Origin of the sequence: Novosphingobium sp. MD-1 (assembly GCF_001014975.1) — a bacterium.
GTDB lineage: Bacteria > Pseudomonadota > Alphaproteobacteria > Sphingomonadales > Sphingomonadaceae > Novosphingobium.
The window spans coordinates 14,197-32,481 of record NZ_BBXA01000033.1; the positions used below are offsets into that span (position 1 = coordinate 14,197).

Annotated in this window: 15 protein-coding genes and 2 pseudogenes; 5 read left to right on the forward strand and 12 right to left on the reverse strand. The window is 63.4% G+C overall.

What is annotated here, in order from left to right:
• Window positions 1–32 precede the first annotated feature (32 nt).
• Window positions 33–1,823 carry a hybrid sensor histidine kinase/response regulator gene (locus NMD1_RS17790; RefSeq protein WP_125956105.1) on the forward strand — a complete coding sequence of 597 codons (1,791 nt, stop codon included), beginning with the start codon at window positions 33–35 and terminating at the stop codon, window positions 1,821–1,823.
• A gap of 5 nt (window positions 1,824–1,828) precedes the next feature.
• Here the strand turns inward: NMD1_RS17790 and NMD1_RS17795 are convergent.
• The 7 genes and pseudogenes from NMD1_RS17795 to NMD1_RS17825 form a co-directional block, all read right to left on the reverse strand.
• Window positions 1,829–1,933, reverse strand: a pseudogene (locus NMD1_RS17795) (IS5/IS1182 family transposase); the annotation flags it as partial.
• 68 nt (window positions 1,934–2,001) lie between these two features.
• A complete protein-coding gene (locus NMD1_RS17800) occupies window positions 2,002–2,766 on the reverse strand; it encodes an anti-sigma factor (RefSeq protein ID WP_125956107.1) in 765 nt (254 codons plus the stop codon).
• Window positions 2,763–3,359 (reverse strand): sigma-70 family RNA polymerase sigma factor, encoded by a 597-nt coding sequence (locus NMD1_RS17805; RefSeq protein ID WP_125956109.1) that lies wholly within the window; start codon window positions 3,357–3,359, stop codon window positions 2,763–2,765. Before NMD1_RS17805 ends, NMD1_RS17800 begins: the two co-directional genes overlap by 4 nt.
• Window positions 3,360–3,381: 22 nt before the next feature.
• Window positions 3,382–3,744 carry a cytochrome c family protein gene (locus NMD1_RS17810; protein WP_233497780.1) on the reverse strand — a complete coding sequence of 121 codons (363 nt, stop codon included), beginning with the start codon at window positions 3,742–3,744 and terminating at the stop codon, window positions 3,382–3,384.
• Window positions 3,745–3,791: 47 nt separating this feature from the next.
• Complete coding sequence (locus NMD1_RS17815) at window positions 3,792–4,730, reverse strand: metallophosphoesterase (protein WP_233497781.1); 939 nt, start codon at window positions 4,728–4,730, stop codon at window positions 3,792–3,794.
• Window positions 4,731–4,906: 176 nt separating this feature from the next.
• A complete protein-coding gene (locus tag NMD1_RS17820) occupies window positions 4,907–5,572 on the reverse strand; it encodes an NAD(P)H-dependent oxidoreductase (protein ID WP_125956112.1) in 666 nt (221 codons plus the stop codon).
• Between the two features lie 549 nt (window positions 5,573–6,121).
• On the reverse strand, window positions 6,122–6,634 hold the full coding sequence (locus NMD1_RS17825; protein WP_125956114.1) for a hemerythrin domain-containing protein: 513 nt from the start codon (window positions 6,632–6,634) through the stop codon (window positions 6,122–6,124).
• A 441-nt stretch (window positions 6,635–7,075) separates the two neighbouring features.
• On the opposite strand from NMD1_RS17825, the gene NMD1_RS17830 reads away from it, so the two are divergent.
• Window positions 7,076–7,795: a cysteine hydrolase gene (locus tag NMD1_RS17830; RefSeq protein WP_125956116.1), complete on the forward strand. Its 720-nt coding sequence runs from the start codon at window positions 7,076–7,078 to the stop codon at window positions 7,793–7,795.
• Window positions 7,796–7,877: 82 nt separating this feature from the next.
• Here the strand turns inward: NMD1_RS17830 and NMD1_RS21780 are convergent.
• The 4 genes and pseudogenes from NMD1_RS21780 to tehA form a co-directional block, all read right to left on the reverse strand.
• Window positions 7,878–8,276: pseudogene (locus tag NMD1_RS21780) on the reverse strand (ATP-binding protein); the annotation flags it as partial.
• A gap of 274 nt (window positions 8,277–8,550) precedes the next feature.
• Window positions 8,551–9,336: a transcriptional initiation protein Tat gene (locus tag NMD1_RS17840; RefSeq protein WP_125956119.1), complete on the reverse strand. Its 786-nt coding sequence runs from the start codon at window positions 9,334–9,336 to the stop codon at window positions 8,551–8,553.
• A gap of 10 nt (window positions 9,337–9,346) precedes the next feature.
• Window positions 9,347–10,963 carry a serine hydrolase gene (locus NMD1_RS17845; protein ID WP_158453998.1) on the reverse strand — a complete coding sequence of 539 codons (1,617 nt, stop codon included), beginning with the start codon at window positions 10,961–10,963 and terminating at the stop codon, window positions 9,347–9,349.
• Between the two features lie 148 nt (window positions 10,964–11,111).
• Window positions 11,112–12,110 (reverse strand): dicarboxylate transporter/tellurite-resistance protein TehA, encoded by a 999-nt coding sequence (tehA, locus tag NMD1_RS17850; RefSeq protein ID WP_125956124.1) that lies wholly within the window; start codon window positions 12,108–12,110, stop codon window positions 11,112–11,114.
• A 490-nt stretch (window positions 12,111–12,600) separates the two neighbouring features.
• Here tehA and NMD1_RS17855 point away from each other — a divergent pair, with 490 nt between their 5' ends.
• Window positions 12,601–14,064, forward strand: a complete 1,464-nt coding sequence (locus tag NMD1_RS17855) for a phosphotransferase (RefSeq protein WP_125956126.1) — start codon at window positions 12,601–12,603, stop codon at window positions 14,062–14,064.
• Window positions 14,065–14,177: 113 nt separating this feature from the next.
• Here NMD1_RS17855 and NMD1_RS17860 read toward each other — a convergent pair whose 3' ends face one another.
• Window positions 14,178–15,623 (reverse strand): aldehyde dehydrogenase, encoded by a 1,446-nt coding sequence (locus tag NMD1_RS17860; RefSeq protein WP_125956129.1) that lies wholly within the window; start codon window positions 15,621–15,623, stop codon window positions 14,178–14,180.
• Between the two features lie 117 nt (window positions 15,624–15,740).
• Here NMD1_RS17860 and NMD1_RS17865 point away from each other — a divergent pair, with 117 nt between their 5' ends.
• Both NMD1_RS17865 and NMD1_RS17870 read left to right on the forward strand, forming a co-directional pair.
• Complete coding sequence (locus NMD1_RS17865) at window positions 15,741–17,171, forward strand: NAD-dependent succinate-semialdehyde dehydrogenase (protein ID WP_125956131.1); 1,431 nt, start codon at window positions 15,741–15,743, stop codon at window positions 17,169–17,171.
• A gap of 28 nt (window positions 17,172–17,199) precedes the next feature.
• A complete protein-coding gene (locus NMD1_RS17870; protein ID WP_125956133.1) occupies window positions 17,200–18,252 on the forward strand; it encodes an amidohydrolase family protein in 1,053 nt (350 codons plus the stop codon).
• The last annotated feature ends 33 nt before the right edge of the window (window positions 18,253–18,285 follow it).

Below are 18,285 nucleotides of genomic sequence, written 5' to 3' on the forward strand. Positions count from 1 at the left end.
CAGGTATCGCTGCGGCTTCGGACCAGGACCTAATGGCTTCCCCGCAACGCGCGGTGCTCGTGGAACAGGTGCGCCTGATCTATGGCGTGCTCGGCCGCTCGTCATGGTCCACCTTGGCGCTATCGCTGTTCGTCGCCTGGGTGCTGCGCCAGCTGGGAATGCCGATCGCTATCTGGCTGGCCACGCAAACGCTGCTCAAGCTGGGCGAGCAGATCGAGATTCGCTGGTTCATTCGTGACGAGGCGATCGCCACGCATCCCGAGCGAATGGTGCGGCGGCTGATGGTAACCCAGTCTCTCCACGCCGCGGGATGGGGTGCGCTGCTGTGGATTGCCGCGGCCAAGGCCCAGCCCGACCAGTTCATATTCGTGGTCATGGCGATCGGTGGAGTGCTGAGCGGCGGCATCACCTCGTACAGCCCGCTGCCGCGCGTGCACCTGGCTTACATCTGCACGTTCATCGTGGTGGAACTGGTCTCGTTCATGGCTCTGTGGCTGACGGCAGGCAGCAACCCTTACTTTACCTACATGCCTCTGCTGATGATCATCTATTGCCTTGGCACTTATTCCAATACCACGGTGGCGGGGCAAACGTACCAGCGCACCATCGAGCTGAGTTTCCGCAACGCTGAACTTGCCCGCAGCCTCGAGCGCGAGGTGGACCATGCCCGGTGCGCGCAGGTCGAGGCGGACGCCGCCAATGCGGCCAAATCGACCTTCCTGGCTTCGGCCAGCCACGACCTGCGGCAGCCGATTCACGCGCTCGGCCTGTTCCTCGCCTTGCTCGATCGCAGCCGGCTTGACGACTTGCAACGCGACACGATGAATCAGGCTCTTGCCGCCCTGCGGGCGTCATCCGAGATGCTCGACGCCCTGCTCGATTTCTCGCGCGCCGAAGCGGGCGTGATTGTCCCGCAATGGCAGTCCTTTGCCATCGGCCCGGTCCTGCGCCAAATCGAGGAAGAGACCGGAAGCACCGCTGACGATCGGCAGTTGTTTTACCGGACGCGCGACAGCGATCTGTGGGTTCGGTCCGACCCGACCCTGGTCAAACTGATCCTGCAAAATTTCGTGACCAATGCGATCCGCTACACGGTCACCGGAGGCCTGCTCGTCGGTTGCCGCCGGCGCGGCACGATGGTGCGGGTTGAGGTGTGGGATACCGGCATCGGCATTCCCACGGATCACCACGAGGCCATTTTTGCTGACTTTCTGCAATTGTCGAATCCAGAACGTGACCGTCGCAAAGGTCTCGGATTGGGCCTTGCCATCGCGCGCCGGCTCGCAGACCTGATCGGTGCACGGATTACGCTCAGCTCGAAGCCCGGTCAGGGAAGCGTGTTCGGACTCGAGCTTCCGGCAAGCGTAGCGACGTATACTCTCGAAACGCCTCTCCAGCCGGCAGCAGTGCCTGCGTTCAGGCGAGCGGGTGGCCGCGTACTGATCCTGGAGGATGACGAGGCAGTGCGCCAAGGCTTGTGCGCCCTGCTTGCCGATGCCGGCTTCGATGCGGTCGGCTGTGAAACCATTGCGCAAGCCTGTGAGGCAGCGCGGCGAGAAGCGCCAGATCTTGCGATCTGCGATTTCCGGCTGCGCAATGGTGAAAACGGGATAGAGGCTACGCGCCGGCTCCGCGCTCTAGCGGGCCAGGAACTCCCGGTTCTTTTGATTACCGGCGATACCCATCCCACGCGTCTCGCCGAGGCAGCCCGTGCTGATTTGATCGTGCTGCATAAGCCGGTGCCCGCCGATTTGCTGCTCAAAACGATAGGCAATTCAATTTCAGTTCCTCTTCCCATGCATGCAGCTGCCGAGAACAAATAGCTTAGGCTCAGCACTCGCCGCTCATCAACCTGGGGCTTGCCGTGGCTCTTGGGGAAATAGGCCGGCAGACGCGCCATCTGCGCGTCCGTCAGCCAATACAGATCGCTCATGCTCGGTCTGAACCTATGACCGGTTTCGACGGCGCTGCCCGCAGCTTTCAACGACCGTTATTGCGGCGCTAGCGTTCAGGATGGCCAGAACGCACGCCGCGGACAAATGCCTCGCTGAAGTGGACAAGGTCGGCCGGATCAAGATCGGATACCGCCAGAAACTCCAGCCCGTCCATCTGCCAGCGCTTGATACCAAAGCCCGCTTGAGGGGGAACATCGCGCCATGCGGCGGAGGACGATGGGCCAGACCGCACAAACAAATTGATCGTGTGCAAATGCCGCCGATAGACCAGCACCGCCACGTCATGCCCCTCGATCACATCGAGCCGCCCACCGCTCAGCGCGAAGCCGTCGGCGGACAGGTCGGGCACCGGCGGCGCAAAAGCGAGGCGACCGTTGAACCACGGCTTGACCACATGCCGGTCCGAAACGGAAACATCCGTAAGATGCCCCGCCTGAAGCGAGCGAATATGGCTGTCCACCAATGCCTGACGCAGCGCTGGCCCCTCGGCGCCAGGCATGATCAGCCAGAAGGCCAGACTGGCCGCGATCGCCCCCCCGAAGGCTCCGCCCAGCCATGCGCGGACCGGTTGCGACGGCCGCGCGGACACGGCCAGCCTCTCCGTTCGCGCGGAGAGGGCTTTGGGCGCCGCATCGCGCAGCTCCGGCGCGCGCAACAAGCCGCGCAGACGGTCCAGCCTGTCGAACTCGCGACGGCAGGCCGGGCAAAGGCGCAGATGGTCTTCCAACCCGATAACCCCGATGGCATCGAGTTCCCCATCCAGCATGGCGTGCAGCGCAAGGATACGGTCAGGGCAAGCGGCGTCGGTCATGATCGTTTCTCTTGCCTCGTCAGGCGTCCCGGCGCTTCATCAGGCCTGAGCACAAGGTCCGCCAGCATCGAGCGGGCGCGGGCAAGGCGCGACATTACCGTGCCCAGCGGGGCCTGGGTGATGTCGGCGATCTCGCGATAGGACAACTCCTGCAATTCCCGCAGCACGATGGCCTCACGGAAGGGTTCCGGCAATTGCTCGATCAAGTTGCGGACCTCGCCCACCGTGACATGGCTCTCCATCGCGCGCATCGCGGCGACATCTTCATGCTCGTCTTCGGACTCGGCAGGAAGCTCGAAGCGCCGCGCGCGCCGCCAGTCGTGATGGCAACGGCGCAGGATCGCCATGAGCCATGCCTTCTCGTTGCCCCGGCAATCGCTCATCGCTTTCAGGGCACGGGCAAAGGCTTCCTGCACGATATCCTCTGCCGCCGCGGTATCGCGGGTAAGATAGCGCGCGTAAGTGTAGGCGGCATCGAGATGCGGTACGATCGCGGCGCGAAACCGCGCGGCTTGATCGGGCTGCGGACTGTCGAAAGCCGCATCAGGCCTCTGCGGTATGCGCAAGCGGGGAATAGACCGGCGGCTGAACATCGGGAGGCCCTTGGGTCCAGTGCTATTTCTGGCGGGCCAGATAGGCAATGAGATCGGCCCGATCCTGCGACCGGGGCACGGTGTAATACATTTTGGTCCCCGGCACGAAAGCTTGCGGTCCGGCCAGCCAGCGGTCGAGATTCGCGCGCGTCCAGGTTAACCCAGACGCGCTAAGGGCGCCCGAATAAGCATAGCCGGCGACTGTGCCAGCCCGTCGCCCCACCACGCCGCGATGGCGCGGACCGACATCGTTTTCGTCGAGCGAATGGCATCCCATGCACGCCTGATAGAGATGCATGCCGCGAGCGAAGTCGCCTGCTGTTTCCTTGCGGGCGGCCACCGTATTGTCCGCATACGCCGCTATCGGCAGCAGCGTGAGCAGCACGACCAGGGTTCTGGCTGGAATTTGCCATTTCACTATCGCCCCCTCCCTCAGCCCAGTGCCAGATCGGTGACGGCTATGGGCGCATCCACCATAGTCACGCTCAGCGAGGTCATGCCGATATGGGCAGGCAGTTCAGCGGCGGGCACGACCAAAGGGCCTGGCCCAGCCCCTTGCCCGGGCGCGGGTTGGGGATAGGCGGTGGAGCGTGCCGCGTGGAACAGCAAATGACCTTCCACCTTGCGCTGGATTTGATGGATGTGGCCGTTGAGCGCGGTCACCGAGCCAAAGCGGCGCAGCAGGCTGAAGGCCTCTTCGGCATCGGCGGTGCCCCAGCCCCAGTCCGGGTAGAGGGGCCACAACGGGAAATGCGACATCAGAACAACGGGCATGGAGGCGGACAAGCCCGCAAGATCGGCCTTGAGCCAGTCCAGTTGCGCACGCCCCAGCGTGCCCTGCCCACTGGCACCGAGCAGCGCCGCATTGACCAGGCCAATGAAATGCACCCCATGCCGGTCGAAACTGAACCAGCCATCCCCGACGATGCCTTTACCGAAATGCGCGTTGAAGGCGCGCGGATCAGCACCGTCGACCATGTCATGCTCACCCGGCACCGCAAAGACCGGCACGCCGATTTCGGAGAGCAATTGTTGCGCGGTATCGAATTGAGCCGCTGTTGCCAGATGGGTAACATCGCCGGTGTGAAGGACGAAATCCGGCTGCCGGGGCAGCGCCCGGATGCGCGCGATGGTCTGGCGCAGGCTGGCCAGCGGATCGGGATTGGCGGCCTTGGAAAAGCCGATATGGGTATCGCTGATTTGCACAAAGCTGAAGGCCGCAGCGCTGTTGCCGGCGCTGGACGTGCCGTCCAGTACCCGCGAATGGGCGATGCCGCCGCTCAGCGTGAAAAGCGCGCCGGTTCCGGCCCAACCCATGCAACGCAGGGCCTTGCGGCGATCAAGAGGGGCAATCAGGGAATCTGCGGTCATTTGAGGGATGCTCCGTCGCTGTTCCCTGTTCAGACGGTGCGGCGGATCGATTTATTCCCGTGCCCGCACAAATTCTCGTCATAGCGCGTTGGATGGCTGGAATACGTTGGGCCGAATGGTTCGGATGGCCCGCGGCATGGCTCTTGCTGCTGAGGCAAGGCCCATCAGTCTGTATTTCATTGCGGCATGGGCAGGATGCGCGCCGCATCGAGGTGTTCGAGGTGGTGGGCATAGCGCGCCAGCTCAGCCCGTCGCCCCTCCTCGTCCATGCGATTGGGGCCATAGACCGCAAACGGCTCCAGCACAGTACAGCCGGTAAAGCCGAAGATGCCGCGATGGATGGGGAACAGGATCTGCTCGACCTCGTCATACAGGCCGTCGGCGCTATAGACCTCGCGCGGGCCGCCAAGGGTGAGCGCACACATGGCGCGCTTGCCGCTGAGCGCACCAGTGCTGAAATAGCGCCCGCCGCCATAGGCTATGCCACAGGCGAACACCCTGTCGATCCAGCCCTTGAGAATGGCTGGCATTCCCAGCCACCATATCGGAAATTGCAGGATCAGCAGATCACAATCCAGCAGACGGTCGATCTGCTCCTGCACATCGGCAGCGAAGCCGGCTATGGCGGCGGCATGCAATTCCTCGGCCTGCATCTTCAGACGCACCGGATCGACCTGACCCAGGAAGTTGCGGCGATCGGAAACGGGATCGAAGCCCATCCGGTAGAGATCCGACACCACCACCTTATGGCCAAGGCCTTGCAAGGTTTGCACCGCCTGTCGAGTCATGGCCGCGTTGTAACTGGTCGGTTCGGGATGGGCGTGAACGATGAGCACTTTCATGCCGGCTGCGCGCTCCAAAGTGCTTGATCGAGCAGGAAACATCCAACTCCGCGCAGGATCGGCAAAAGCAGTCTGGCGGCTGGAACCGACGGCATCAGGGACAGAGCATGCGGCCGGTGTCCCTGAATTCGGAAACCAGCGTCAGCGCTCCCTCCAAAAGAGAATGGCCCGAGCGCGACGGCGGTGCGGATCGTTGTCATGCTTGTTGTTCCCGATGCGGCAGGGCGATCTCAGCCCCGACCATATCCTTCGTTCGCATGCCGAAGGCCCAGGGTTACAGGTGGCCAATTCTGACGACGGGCGGGAAGGACGGGATCAAGGAAGGGGCGTCTGTCGGCGGCTATCTCCATCCCTGCACCGCAATCCGCCTATCCGGTCATGCGGCAACATAGCCGCCGGTTATCGCTTCTGCCAAAAGGGAGAAAAGGCCCGCTAGGGGCCGCATCGTCCCTTCCCGCAATTCTTCGCGCGGCAACGCCACGCCAGGCGTGACCACGCCTTCGCGGGTACCCGAAGGTACCCGCTTCTCGCGAACGGCGCGCATCGGCCTCAGGCCGGTTGCAGATTGATCGCATGAGGCTCGGCAGGCGGCAGGCCGGCGCTTTCCGCCTGCGCCATCAGTTCCTGCTTGCGCGCCAGCATCGCGTCGCGCAGTGCGACCAGATCGGCATCGGCCTTGCGGCACTGGGCGAACATGCCTTCGGCTGGCATCTCCTCCTCGTGCACGTGGTGCTTGATTTCCTCCGACAGCACCTTGACCTTCGCGTCGTAGAAATCGTCGCCGGGCGCCCCGGCCTCGATGTCGTTGATAAGCACTTTGGCACCGTCATGCTCGACATAGGCTTCATCGAGCGTGTCGTCCTCGATCTTCCCCCGGAAGGCGGGATAGAAAATCTCCTCCTCGAGCGCGGTGTGTATCTTAAGCTCGACACAGATCCGGTGTGCGAGTTTCTTCTTCGCCCTTGCCCCGCTCGCCCCTTCATATTGTGCGAACAGGTCTTCGACCGTGCGATGGTCTGCCTTCAGCAAGGCGATAGCGTCAGTATAGGTTTGGTCCGGCATACGATGTCTCCTTGCAGACGTGTCAATCGCGGAGTCCGCAGACGCTGGCCAGTTGACCTCCAGCGTCGCGCCAACCGCGGGTATGCGGTTCGGGGTCGCGCACCACCCATGAACAACTCAACCTGGGATGGGTTGCGCGTGAGCGCTCTTCACTAACATGCATCACAGCAAAAATCGGACGGCGCGGGATCAGCGGACGCCGAAGCGAGTTCCACTTCAGTCCGCGGCGTCTGTGCCCTGGAGCGCCGGATGGCAGCCATGCAGCCAAAGAGACCTCGATATGGTCGCGTGACTCAGTTGTTGTGGTTTCCGGAAAAGCCGGGGCGGTTCAGATCGGCGGCATCAACCGACCATCGTATGTAGTTGCGCCATCCCTGGTAGAATGGTGGGGCATCGCGACAAGGCGCATCCCGACGTCAGCAAACCTGAACGAGGAAAGCGATGTCCTACACGCCTAGCAACCCGGCCTATGCCGATCCGTCCGACCCCGCGCTTCCCCCGAGCAGCTTCGTGTTCGACAGGAACAAGGCCGCGCTCGTGATCACCGATCCGCAAATCGACTTCTTGGGCGAGAACGGAGCCGCCTATGGGGTTTTTGCCGAGAGCATCGCAGAGCAAGGCACTGTCCCGAACCTGCGTCGACTGATGCTCGCGGCGCGTGACGCCGACATCCCGATCATTATCTCCCCTCACTACTATTATCCGCACGACGATCGGTGGCAGTTCAACGCTCCTGGCGAAAGCCTCATGCACAAGCTGGGCATGTTTAAGCGGCAAGACCCGCTTTCCATCGAGGGCTTCAAAGACTCCGGCGCCGACTGGCTCCCGGTGCTGAAAGATGTGATCGAGGACGGACGCACCATCGTGTGCTCGCCGCACAAGATTGCCGGTCCGCAGACCAACGACACGCTCTTCCAGCTACGCAAGGCGGGTGCCACGCAAGTCATCCTTGCAGGCATGGCGGCGAATTTCTGTGTCGAGTCACACCTGCGCGACTTCGCCGAGCACGGATTGGAAGTCGCCGTCGTCCGCGACGCCACCGCCGGCAGCAAGATCCCGGAAGGTGACGCCTACGCGGCCGCCCTCCTCAACTTCCGCTGGTTCGCAAACGCGCTGTGGTCGACCAACGAGGCGGTCTCAATCTTGGGGGCGGCTGCATAAGCGGCTGCCTCCGTCCCGTCTGGCTGCTCCCGTTGTATGCCAACGGTCCGTGTCCACGTCCCTGACCCGGACATCCCCGCCTTCATCGAGCGTTGATGGTCGAGCGCATCAAGCCGTTCCAAGCGCTCTCATGATTGAATGCCCCGGAGCGACGCTCCGGGGCATTCTCATATCCTTCTGCCGTTGTGATCGTCCGACTGCGATCAGCGAAGCCACGCAATGACGCTGAGCAGCAACAGGGTTCAGCAGCCGACATCCATTGCGGTTGGACAAACGGCAGGTCAGACGAGAAGCTGGTCCCTGCGCGTCGATGTCTTTGACGATCGGGGACGTTCGGGTAGCTGCCCATCGCTTCGCCTGCGGAACGGCAGATGTGAAGCCCCATTCCGTTTCCTGCGGCCCTGGTGGTGAAGAACGGATCGAACGGCTTTTCGAGGTCGCCATCGAGGATACCCGGTCCACTATCGAGGATACGGGCACAGACCGCCTCACCGTGGACTACCTCTCATGCATGATAGGCCATGGCACAACTTGATCGCGCATCGCGTCGACGCGTTGCCGGCGACTTGCCGCAGTTCCACCGGACGACCCTGCACTGGGAGAACGTGTCCAGTTTCAGGATTTCGCATCTCTCCGGCCGGCGTTTTAAGCCCGCCGGCAATGTCGCTCTCTCGCGTCCGCTGCACGACGCATGCCGCTGTCCGGCGACAGGTGCGGCGCAAGCCAAGCGTCAGTTTGTGAGAACGTCGGTGCGCTTACGCAGCCTTCGCATAGGTGAATCCGGCATTCTGCAGCTCGACGATGTAGGCGACCACGCTGGGGACCAAAACCACGCCCTCGATGAGATTGTTTGTAAGGTCGGCCGCCACCATGTCCGGGTCCCCGGCGCCCGATTTCGCCACCACTCCGCGGGCGATCGCGTGGATCGAGTCGTGGCAGGCGATCATCACAGCCCCACGCCGTTGCAGAGTCCGGATGCTGTTGTTGCCGACGCCGTAGAAGCCGTCGATCTTTTGTCGATCGTCGGTCGGGGCGACCCCTTCCCGCTCGGCAACGAATGTGTTCGCCGCAAACTTGCCGCCTGCGTTCGCCGCCAGCCCATACCGATCCCACATGCTCTGATCGAACAACGTGAGATGCGCTGTCCCGTGCACCGCCGCGACCGCGAGGAAATCCGGATGCCGGTGGGCGAATACCTGACCATTCAGAGATTCCCGCATCAGGTTCAGCCAAGCCGAAGAAATGTCCGACGCCTCCCACATCTGCTTCTTGTCGCCCCGAAAGGATAACAGGATTTCTGAAGCCTCATGATCCCAGTGGTCTGCGTGGTCGATCATGAAAGGGACTTTGTCGAAACCGCGTCGCCTCGGTGCGGCGGCGAGCCTGCGGGCGAGGTCCGCCAATGCGCCAGCCCCGGAGGCCACCGCATCCGGTCGCCGCATGGCATCTTGAGCAAGACTTACCCCAGGAAGTGCCGCAAGCGCAGCTGTGCCTCCCAGGACCGCGAAAGCCCGGCGCCGATCGAGCGATTGTTCCAGCATCGCCGCCACCTCAGTAAGCGTAGACGTTCGCCGCCCGTCGGGCGACACCGTCCATGAACATCGACATCGCCGCGATCGTGGCAGAGTCTTCGATCCCGTAGCGGGCCGCGAGTGTGTCGAGGTTTGAATAGCCGACCCAGGTGCGACCGCGGGCATCCTCCCAGACGAGCATTCGCAGCGGCAGATCGAGGCCGATCGCCTGGATCTTGTCCATGAGCTTTGTTCCGACCTTGGGGTTCCCGAACGTGATGACTGTCGTCGGACGAAGCTGGAGATCCGCACGTTGCGCGTTTGCGGCGTGGTCGACGGTTGCGAACACCGGCACCTTTGCTTCGGTGAGCGCGTTCCGGATCCGCGAGACCGTCTCGGCCGGACCGTACTTGCTTTCCTGGACGACCATCTGCGCCTGATCCACGCCCGGCCCAAGGTTGGACTTGTATGCCTGAGCGATCTGACGGGCGAGGACAGTAAGGTCGACGCCCTCTTTGTTCGTCAGCAAGGTCACGCACACGAGTTCATCGGAAGCCGTGAAGCGGCTGAGATAGGAACTGAAGCCCGGGGAATCGCCCTTGACCTCCATGAAACCCGGATGATGCGTGAACTCCCAGCCCAGCATCGCCGGAACGACGGTTCCGTTGGCGAGCTTGGTCGGCATGTATATTACGTCGCGATCGACCAGCTCCTTGACCAAAGCCGAGCCGGCGAGGCCAATGTCCCACTTGCTGATGTCTTCGGCGGACGACCACAGATCACCGAAGCCGAACAGGTTGGACGACGCCTCCGGCGGCACGGGCATCGCCTGTCCCCCGACGATGCGGTAACCGGTCGCCGGTTCGACCGGGTTGATGAAGGGTTCCTCGGCCTTGAAGCGCGAATGCTGATTGTCGCCCGGATGGGACGCAGGCCGGTCGATCTTCGCCTTAGCCGCGAACTCATGGGCGAACATCGTGCTATCGAGGTGCATCGGGTCGATCTGATGACGTCGAACGAATTCGCGATAGGGCATACCGCTCGCATGCTCGATCGCGAGCGCGAGCAACGCCGCATCCGTTGCGCTCAACGCGACCTGCGTGCCGCTCTTGAAACGGAGCGGTTCAGCGCGAACAAGATCCAGAAGCTCCGTCGGCTTATATTGCTTCGCGTCGTCGAGGCGGGCTCTGTAGTCAGCAATGCCGGAGCTGTGCTGCATGAGTTGCAGGATCGTGATGCGCTGCCACGCGGCAGGCAGGCCTGGTACATGCCGTGAGATGGGGTCGCTAAGGTCGAGCTTGCCCGCTTCCTTCAACTGCATCACCGCCACGGCCGTGAATGCCTGCGTTACCGGTCCGATGTTCCACATCGTCTTGGTCGATGCGAGCTCATCGAGGTCGAGGCTCGTCTTCCCATAACCCGCCGACCGGGGAATGTAGGGTGCCTGAACGATCGCCATCGACAGGCCCGGAAGCTTGTGCTTCTCGATGAAGTCGGCAACCAGCTTGTCGATCGTCTCTCCATAGGTGGCGAGCCGGTAATCACCCCGAACGATCGGCAGCACCGGTGTCGGCGCCGTCTGCGCGAAGGCCATGCTTGAGACCGAGAGAACGGCCGCCGCCGAAAGCATCAGCCGAGTATTTTGTCCGAGACGCATGATCGTCCTTCCCTGCATGTTGTCGGCGCATCCGGCGCCGGGATTCGATGGCAGGACTTTCGCAAGACGCGCTCGGACGAACTATTGGACGCTCGACGGGCCGGATCCACACTTCGGTAGGGTCCACCCTGCCGAGGGTAGGTGATTGTCAATTCACGCTTGGGGACTGCGCGACCGGCTGAGCGCTCGGAAGCAAACGTCCGCGCATCAGCAGGACCAGCGTCCCAATGGCGATGGCGATAACAAGGATGTTGGCCAAAGCGAAGACGACAGGAGCGAGAATAGCGATGGCACCTCCTGAATCGGCTGGCACCAGCTTGACCATGGCTCCGGCAAGCGCCGTCGCTCCGAAGGTGAAAGCCCAGTAACTGGGCCCGAAGGGCTGCTCCGCGATCCACCGTGACAGGCGCAAGAGCAACATCGCCTGAAGAATGCCGTATCCGATCAACATGTGCGCCACCAGGTCAGGAGCGCCTGGACCGACCGCGAGATAGCTAACCGCCCCGACTGCCGGCGGTGCGAGCTGGATTCCGAGTGTCGGACGGATCGGAGCCGGCATCGGCTCAGCTGTGTAAAGGCGCAGAAGCAGGACGGATTCCACCGCGAGCCACGTGAAGAACCCCGCGCCGAACGCAATCTGTCCCCACTCCCGCCACCCCAATGCGGCGGCGACCGTCCCGGTCACGAAGCCGCCGGCAACCATCGGAAGATAGAGCACCGGCGTCGTCGCGGCATCGCTGCGCCCGCCGCGCCAGAGGATGCCGGTGCGCCAGAGTGCGAACAACAACGTGAAACTGGCCCCGAGAATGAAAAGAACGACCGCCAAAGTCCGCGACACCGTCAGAAATCCTTGTGCGATCAACAGCGTGCTCACGCCAGCCAGCCCGATAAAGCAGCACTGCACCGGATGTTCGGCTTCCTGCGCAGCGGAAGCTGGCGCCCACACCCACTTTAGAGCGTACAGGCAACTCACCGACAGCCACGCGGCGAACGCCGCGACAAGGATCCCGTCCGCGACAGTCACCGGCAGGCCCCATACGGCGTGAGCCGCACGCCAATCGTTAGACAGGCCAGAAAGCCCCAGAACTATGCCGAAGAACGACGCGGGGATGGACGGGTAACCGCCCGAGCGGGACAGCCGCACCATGAGGAATCTCCTTCCAGAAGCTCAGGCCATCTTCGAGCGCTAGCTTCCTACCGCGCGCACAGCCGTGCGCGTCCACTATCGGCTCTCAGGCGTCCGTCTCCAATCTGCACGCTGGTATGGCCCGATCCGCCCCGCTTTTTGACAGACTCGTCCACCACCTGTGGTCTGGACCGGGAAGGAGCAATGGAATGGCTCGCAATCACGCGCCTGACGGTGTCCGATGCGGTCGTAAGCCTGGTGTCGTCCATTCACCCCCATCAGCGCCGGTCACAACATCTCGGAAGGTGCCGCCGGAACCCCGCTTACGATTGCGCGAATGAACGCGCGGCTGCCTTAGACGAACGCAAAGGACGTTCGGCACGTCGGATATCGCGGCGAGGATTGCCAATGCCCTTATCGGACGGAGCTTGCCGGGTGCTCGTTGCACCTTGAACAATTTCAAAGAGGCTGCTCTTAATCGCGCAATTAAAATCAATGATTGAGGTTGAGGATGGCGAGCCGCACTCCGCGTGAACTGATCGAGCTTTACTGGACCGAGGTTTGGAATAACCGCAACGCTGACCTTATCCGCGAGCTTTGCTCTGATCCCATCATTCGCCATGATCCCAATAGCACGACTGCCCTTTCGCTCGAAGACCAGATTGCCCGGGTAAAGCAGCAAAGCGAAGCAGCGGAGCCCTATTTTGAACACGAGGTGCTTCTGGCTGACGATACGTATGTCACCTCGGTATGGAACATGCATACCCGCAAAGGTGGCAGGGTCGAGCTGTGCGGGATCGAAGTCTTCAAGGCGGTTGACGGCAAGTTCACCGATTGCTGGAACTCAAGCTACGTAGCGGGCCGATGGGGACGCGAAGGTGACGTTTCGGTTCCGCAAAACCTGCCGGCTCCCACGATGATTTCCAGCCTTGATCAAGTGACTCCCGAATGGTTGCAGGCGGTATTCCAGCATGCGGGCATCGACTCTCAGCGGATCTCGCTGAGCCGTTCGGTGCCGATCGGGCACGGCAACCTGTCGGTCACCGGGCGCACTGCGATCACCTACAATGCCAATGCCGAAGAGGGGATCCGGTCGGTCGTTTGTAAGATAACCACCGACATCGCCGCCGCCGCCCATATCGCTGCCACGCAAGATGTCTACCGGCGCGAAGCATCGGCTTACGCGTTCTTTGGTGCGCAGACCCAGTTTGCGACACCCCGATGCTATTGGAGCAAGGCCGGGGCTGATGGGCGGACGCTTAACCTTGTGTTGCAGGATCTTTCACAAACAACCCGGGCTGTCAGCCAGGTCGAAGGATGCAGCCCGGCCGAAGCTGTGGCGGTCGGTGCCGAACTCGCCAGGCTCCATACCGCGTACTGGGATCATCCGGACCTGGGCTCGGCCGCGTGGCTGCTCGATCGCAAGCGGGGTGCCAGCCACTCCGCAGACGTCCAGCTTGCGGCCGCGGCAGCGTTCCGCGATCGTTTCGGTAATCGCGTGACAAGTGGCTGTCTCGATGCGATCGACCATTTCGCGCGGCGGGCTAAGCAAGACATCCTGAACTTGCCGGTGGGCAAAGCGCTGATCCATGGAGAGCCGCGGGTCGATAACGTGCTGTTCGAGGACCTGCCCAGCGGCCCGCGAGCCTGGCTGATCGACTGGCAGTTTGCCTCGCTTGGCAGCCCGATGTTTGATCTGGCCTACTTTCTATCGGGTTCTCTGGAGCCTGCAGACCGACGCGCGGTTGAAGAAGGCATGATCAAGGCGCACCAGGCAGCGATTGCCGTTTGTGATCCGGCATACTCGCTCGATCAAGCCCGCCGGGAATTCAAGGCTTCTCTTCCGATTGCGCTGCATTTTTCGGTCGGCGCCGTTCTCGCAATCCCACCGGGAGATTTGGAAGACCGCCTGCTCTCGACTTTAGTCGAACGCAATGTGTCGGCCCTGATTGACTGGGGCTGCCTCGCATCTTGAGCCACGGGCCATCATACGGAATGGATGGCCGCTTCGGGGAAGTCGCAACAGGAACGCGAGTGTCAGCATCAGAGGCGGGACCCTGATCGAAAAGAAGGCGCGCCGCGCCGGCATCAGATCGGCAGATGCGGCTTGCCGGTATCGATGGTGATCCAGCGCAGTTCGGTAAATTCGGCAATGCCCGCCTCGCCGCCGAAACGGCCATAGCCGGAAGCCTTGGTGCCACCGAACGGCATCTGCGCCTCGTCATGCACGGTCGGGCCGTTGATATGGCACATGCCCGCCTCGATCCGCTCTGCCACGGTCAGCGCGCGCGCGATGTCGCGGCCGAACACCGACGATGTCAGCCCGTATTCGGTGTCATTGGCGATGCGCACCGCATCGTCATCGTCCTTCGCGCGCAGGATCGTGGTGACCGGACCGAACGATTCCTCGGCATAGATCAGCATGTCAGGCGTCACGTTGACCAGCGCTACGGCGGAAAGCAGCGTGGCGTCGTCGCCCGCCTCGCCCAGCATCGTTGCGCCCTTCCCCACCGCATCCTCGATGAAATGGCGGATGCGCTGCGCCGTGCCGGTATCGATCACCGACCCCAACGGTGCCGCGCCCTGACGCGGATCGCCGGCGCGCAGGGCCTCCACACGGGTGCGGAACCTCGTGATGAAAGCATCGGCCACGGCCTCATGCACGATGATCCGTTCGGTCGACATGCAGATCTGACCGCTGTTCATGAACGCGCCGAAACCGGCCGAAGCAACCGCTGCATCAAGGTCGGCATCGTCCAGCACGATCATCGGCGCCTTGCCGCCCAGTTCCAGCAGGACCGGCTTCAACTGTTCGGCCGCCAGCGTCGCGATGATCCGGCCCACCTTGGTCGATCCAGTGAAATTGATCCGCCGCACCGCGCGGTGGCGGACCAGCGCGGCCACTACCTCGGCCGCATCGGCCGGGGCATTGGTCACCACGTTGACCACGCCTTCCGGGAAGCCCGCATCGCGGAACACATCGCCGATCAGCCGGTGGGTCGCGGGGCACTGCTCGGATGCCTTGAGCACCACGGTATTGCCGCAGGCAAGGGGCGCGGCCACCGCGCGCACCCCCAGAATCACCGGCGCGTTCCACGGCGCGATGCCCAGCACCACACCGGCCGGGCGGCGCACCGTCATCGCGTGGCAGCCAGGTCGGTCGGAGAGAATCGTCTCGCCTCGCACCATCGTGGTCAATGCCGCCGCCTCGCGCAGCATGCTTGCGGCCAGATGCACGTTGAAGTGCGCCCACCCCGCCGATGCGCCGGTTTCAGCAGCCATCGCGGCGGTGAAGGCTTCCCCGCGCGCCTCCATGATGTCGGCCGCCGCCAGCAGCAGGCGCCGCCGCGCGTTCGGCCCGTGCGCGGCCCAGCCGGGAAAGGCCCGTGACGCCGCCTCGGCCGCCGCGATCGCATCTTCCGCACGCCCCGCCGCAGCGCGGCTCGCCACCCCGCCCAGCGGCCCTGCGCGCTCGAACATGGCGCCCGAGGCGGCCGCCACGTCCCGGTTCGCGATCAACAACTTCACGTCCATCTGATCCTCCGGATCGATTGTGGGGAACCGGCGTATGGAGCGCGCCGGCCTTCGGGCTCGTTGCCATAATAGAATTATGTGCTATCTGACAGAACAAAATTCAGACCGAGGATGAACATGACCCAGTATCCCGCGCTCCACATGATGATCGACGGAGAGCGCGTCACCGGCGGCGGACGCAACACGTTTCCCGTCGTCAATCCGGCCACCGGCATGAAACTCGGCGACTTGCCGCTCGCCACGCAGGCCGATCTCGACCGGGCGCTGGATACCGCCGCGCGCGGTTTCGCCCGCTGGCGTCATTCGCCCCCACAGGAACGTGCCGCAGTGCTGGAAGGCGCGGCGCGACTGATGGAGGAACGGCGCGAGGACCTGGCCCGCATCGCCACCATGGAACAGGGCAAGACGCTGCCCGAAGCCCGCATCGAAGTGATGATGAACGTCGGCCTGTTTCGTTTCTATGCCGGCGAGGTGTTCCGCCTCTATGGCCGCGCGCTCGTGCGTCCGTCGGGACTGCGCGCAACGGTCAGCCACGAACCGGTCGGTCCGGTTGCCGCCTTCGCTCCGTGGAACTTCCCGCTGGGCAATCCGGGGCGCAAGCTGGGGGCGCCGATCGCGGCGGGCTGCTCGGTCATCCTGAAGGCGGCGGAAGAAACCCCTGCCTCCGCGCTGGGCGTGCTGCAGTGCCTCTATGACGCCGGCCTCCCGCAGGAGGTCGCGCAGGCGGTGTTCGGCGAACCGGCGGAAGTCTCGTCCTATCTTCTGCGCTCGCCGGTGATCCGCAAGCTGAGCTTCACCGGATCGACCCAGGTCGGCAAGCTGCTGATCAAGCTCGCCGCCGAAGACCTCAAGCGCACGACCATGGAGCTTGGCGGACATGGCCCGGTGCTGGTGTTCGACGATGTCGATGTCGATCAGGTGCTCGACGCCGTGGTCCCGCACAAGTTCCGCAATGCCGGGCAGGTCTGCGTCGCACCGACGCGTTTCATCGTGGAGGAAGGCATCTACGACCGCTTCCTCGAAGGCTTCGTCCGCCGCGCGCAGGCGATCCGAGTCGGCAACGGAGTGGAGGACGGCGTACAGATGGGGCCGATGGCCAACGCCCGGCGGCCCGAGGCAATGGAGCGGCTGATCGGCGATGCTGTGCGGGCCGGCGCCACGCTTCACACCGGCGGCGCACGGATCGGCAACCAGGGCTTCTTCTTCGCGCCGACGGTGCTGTCCGACACCCCGCTTTCGGCCGAGATCATGAACGAGGAACCGTTCGGTCCCGTCGCGCTCATCAACCGCTATGCCGGTGAAGAAGCCATGATCGCGGAGGCCAATCGCCTGCCCTACGGCCTTGCCGCTTACTGCTGGACCAGCAACGCCAAGCGGCAGAAGACGATCCAGAACCGGCTCGAAACCGGAATGCTGGCGCTCAACACCACCACCATCGGCGGGGCGGACGCGCCGTTCGGCGGCGTGAAATGGTCGGGCCATGGCCATGAGGACGGCCCGGAAGGCCTGGCCGCCTGCCTCGTCACCAAGACCGTCCACGAAGGCTGATCCAGCCGCTGCAACCGGGATAGACACGATGTCTCACGAACTCAGGACCGGCGGCGACCGCGGCTATCTCCGCATCGCCACCGAAGAAGCCTTCGCCACGCAGGAACAGGTCGATCTGCTGATCCGGCTGGTGAAGGACGGCAAGGCCGACCGGGGCATTACCTCGCTTTGGGGCTTCTACGGCATGAACAGCGACGGTCGCGCGCGCCAGACGCTCGATCGCCTGCTCGATCTTGGCGCGGGACGCATCGCCGACATGGACGCCAGCGGCATCGACGTGGCCGTGCTTTCGCTGACCAGCCCCGGCGTGCAGGCCTACGTCGACGTGGAAGACGCCCGCCGTGTCAGCGCCTCATCCAACGCCATCCTGGCCGAAGCTGTCGCTGCCCGCCCCGACCGATACGTGGGCATGACCGCGATCGCGCCGCAGGACCCGGAATGGAGCGCGGCGGAAATCCGGCGCGGGGCGGAACTCGGCTTCCGGGGCGTGCTCGTCAACAGCCACACCCATGGCGAATATCTCGATCATCCGAAGTTCGATCCGATCTTCCGCGCGCTGGCCGACACCGGCCATCCGCTCTACATCCACCCCACCACGCCGCCCGACAGCATGATCGGCCCGATGCTCGAAGCCGGGCTGGACGGCGCGGTGTTCGGCTTCGGCGTGGAGACCGGGCTGCATCTGCTCCGCCTCATCACCTCTGGCATTTTCGATCGCTATCCCGATCTCCAGATCATCGTCGGCCATGCGGGAGAAGCGCTGCCCTACTGGCTCTATCGCCTGAACTTCATGCACGGCGCGGGCGTACGTTCGCAACGCTACGCATGCCTGAAGCCGCTGCGGCACGACCTGTTCCATTACATGCGCAACAACGTGCTGGTGACCACCAGCGGGATGCCGTTCGAACCGGCGATCAAGCTGTGCCTCGATGTGCTGGGCGAAGACCGCGTGATGTACGCGATGGACTATCCCTACCAGTACGTGCCCGAAGAGGTGCGCATCCACGACCTGCTCGACATAGCCGACGGCGCGAAGAAGAAGCTGATGCAGACCAACGCCGAACGCGTATTCCGGCTCTGAAAATCCTGTCGCCTCCGGCGCCCGACGCGGCTC

What these genes read in the sequence shown, in the direction of transcription:
- NMD1_RS17790 (WP_125956105.1), top strand. Translation starts at nt 33, where the DNA reads ATGGCTTCCCCGCAACGCGCGGTGCTCGTGGAACAGGTGCGCCTGATC.
- NMD1_RS17800 (WP_125956107.1), bottom strand. Translation starts at nt 2,766, where the DNA reads ATGACCGACGCCGCTTGCCCTGACCGTATCCTTGCGCTGCACGCCATG.
- NMD1_RS17805 (WP_125956109.1), bottom strand. Translation starts at nt 3,359, where the DNA reads ATGTTCAGCCGCCGGTCTATTCCCCGCTTGCGCATACCGCAGAGGCCT.
- NMD1_RS17815 (WP_233497781.1), bottom strand. Translation starts at nt 4,730, where the DNA reads ATGACCGCAGATTCCCTGATTGCCCCTCTTGATCGCCGCAAGGCCCTG.
- NMD1_RS17820 (WP_125956112.1), bottom strand. Translation starts at nt 5,572, where the DNA reads ATGAAAGTGCTCATCGTTCACGCCCATCCCGAACCGACCAGTTACAAC.
- NMD1_RS17825 (WP_125956114.1), bottom strand. Translation starts at nt 6,634, where the DNA reads ATGCCGGACCAAACCTATACTGACGCTATCGCCTTGCTGAAGGCAGAC.
- NMD1_RS17830 (WP_125956116.1), top strand. Translation starts at nt 7,076, where the DNA reads ATGTCCTACACGCCTAGCAACCCGGCCTATGCCGATCCGTCCGACCCC.
- NMD1_RS17840 (WP_125956119.1), bottom strand. Translation starts at nt 9,336, where the DNA reads ATGCTGGAACAATCGCTCGATCGGCGCCGGGCTTTCGCGGTCCTGGGA.
- NMD1_RS17845 (WP_158453998.1), bottom strand. Translation starts at nt 10,963, where the DNA reads ATGCGTCTCGGACAAAATACTCGGCTGATGCTTTCGGCGGCGGCCGTT.
- tehA (WP_125956124.1), bottom strand. Translation starts at nt 12,110, where the DNA reads ATGGTGCGGCTGTCCCGCTCGGGCGGTTACCCGTCCATCCCCGCGTCG.
- NMD1_RS17855 (WP_125956126.1), top strand. Translation starts at nt 12,601, where the DNA reads ATGGCGAGCCGCACTCCGCGTGAACTGATCGAGCTTTACTGGACCGAG.
- NMD1_RS17860 (WP_125956129.1), bottom strand. Translation starts at nt 15,623, where the DNA reads ATGGACGTGAAGTTGTTGATCGCGAACCGGGACGTGGCGGCCGCCTCG.
- NMD1_RS17865 (WP_125956131.1), top strand. Translation starts at nt 15,741, where the DNA reads ATGACCCAGTATCCCGCGCTCCACATGATGATCGACGGAGAGCGCGTC.
- NMD1_RS17870 (WP_125956133.1), top strand. Translation starts at nt 17,200, where the DNA reads ATGTCTCACGAACTCAGGACCGGCGGCGACCGCGGCTATCTCCGCATC.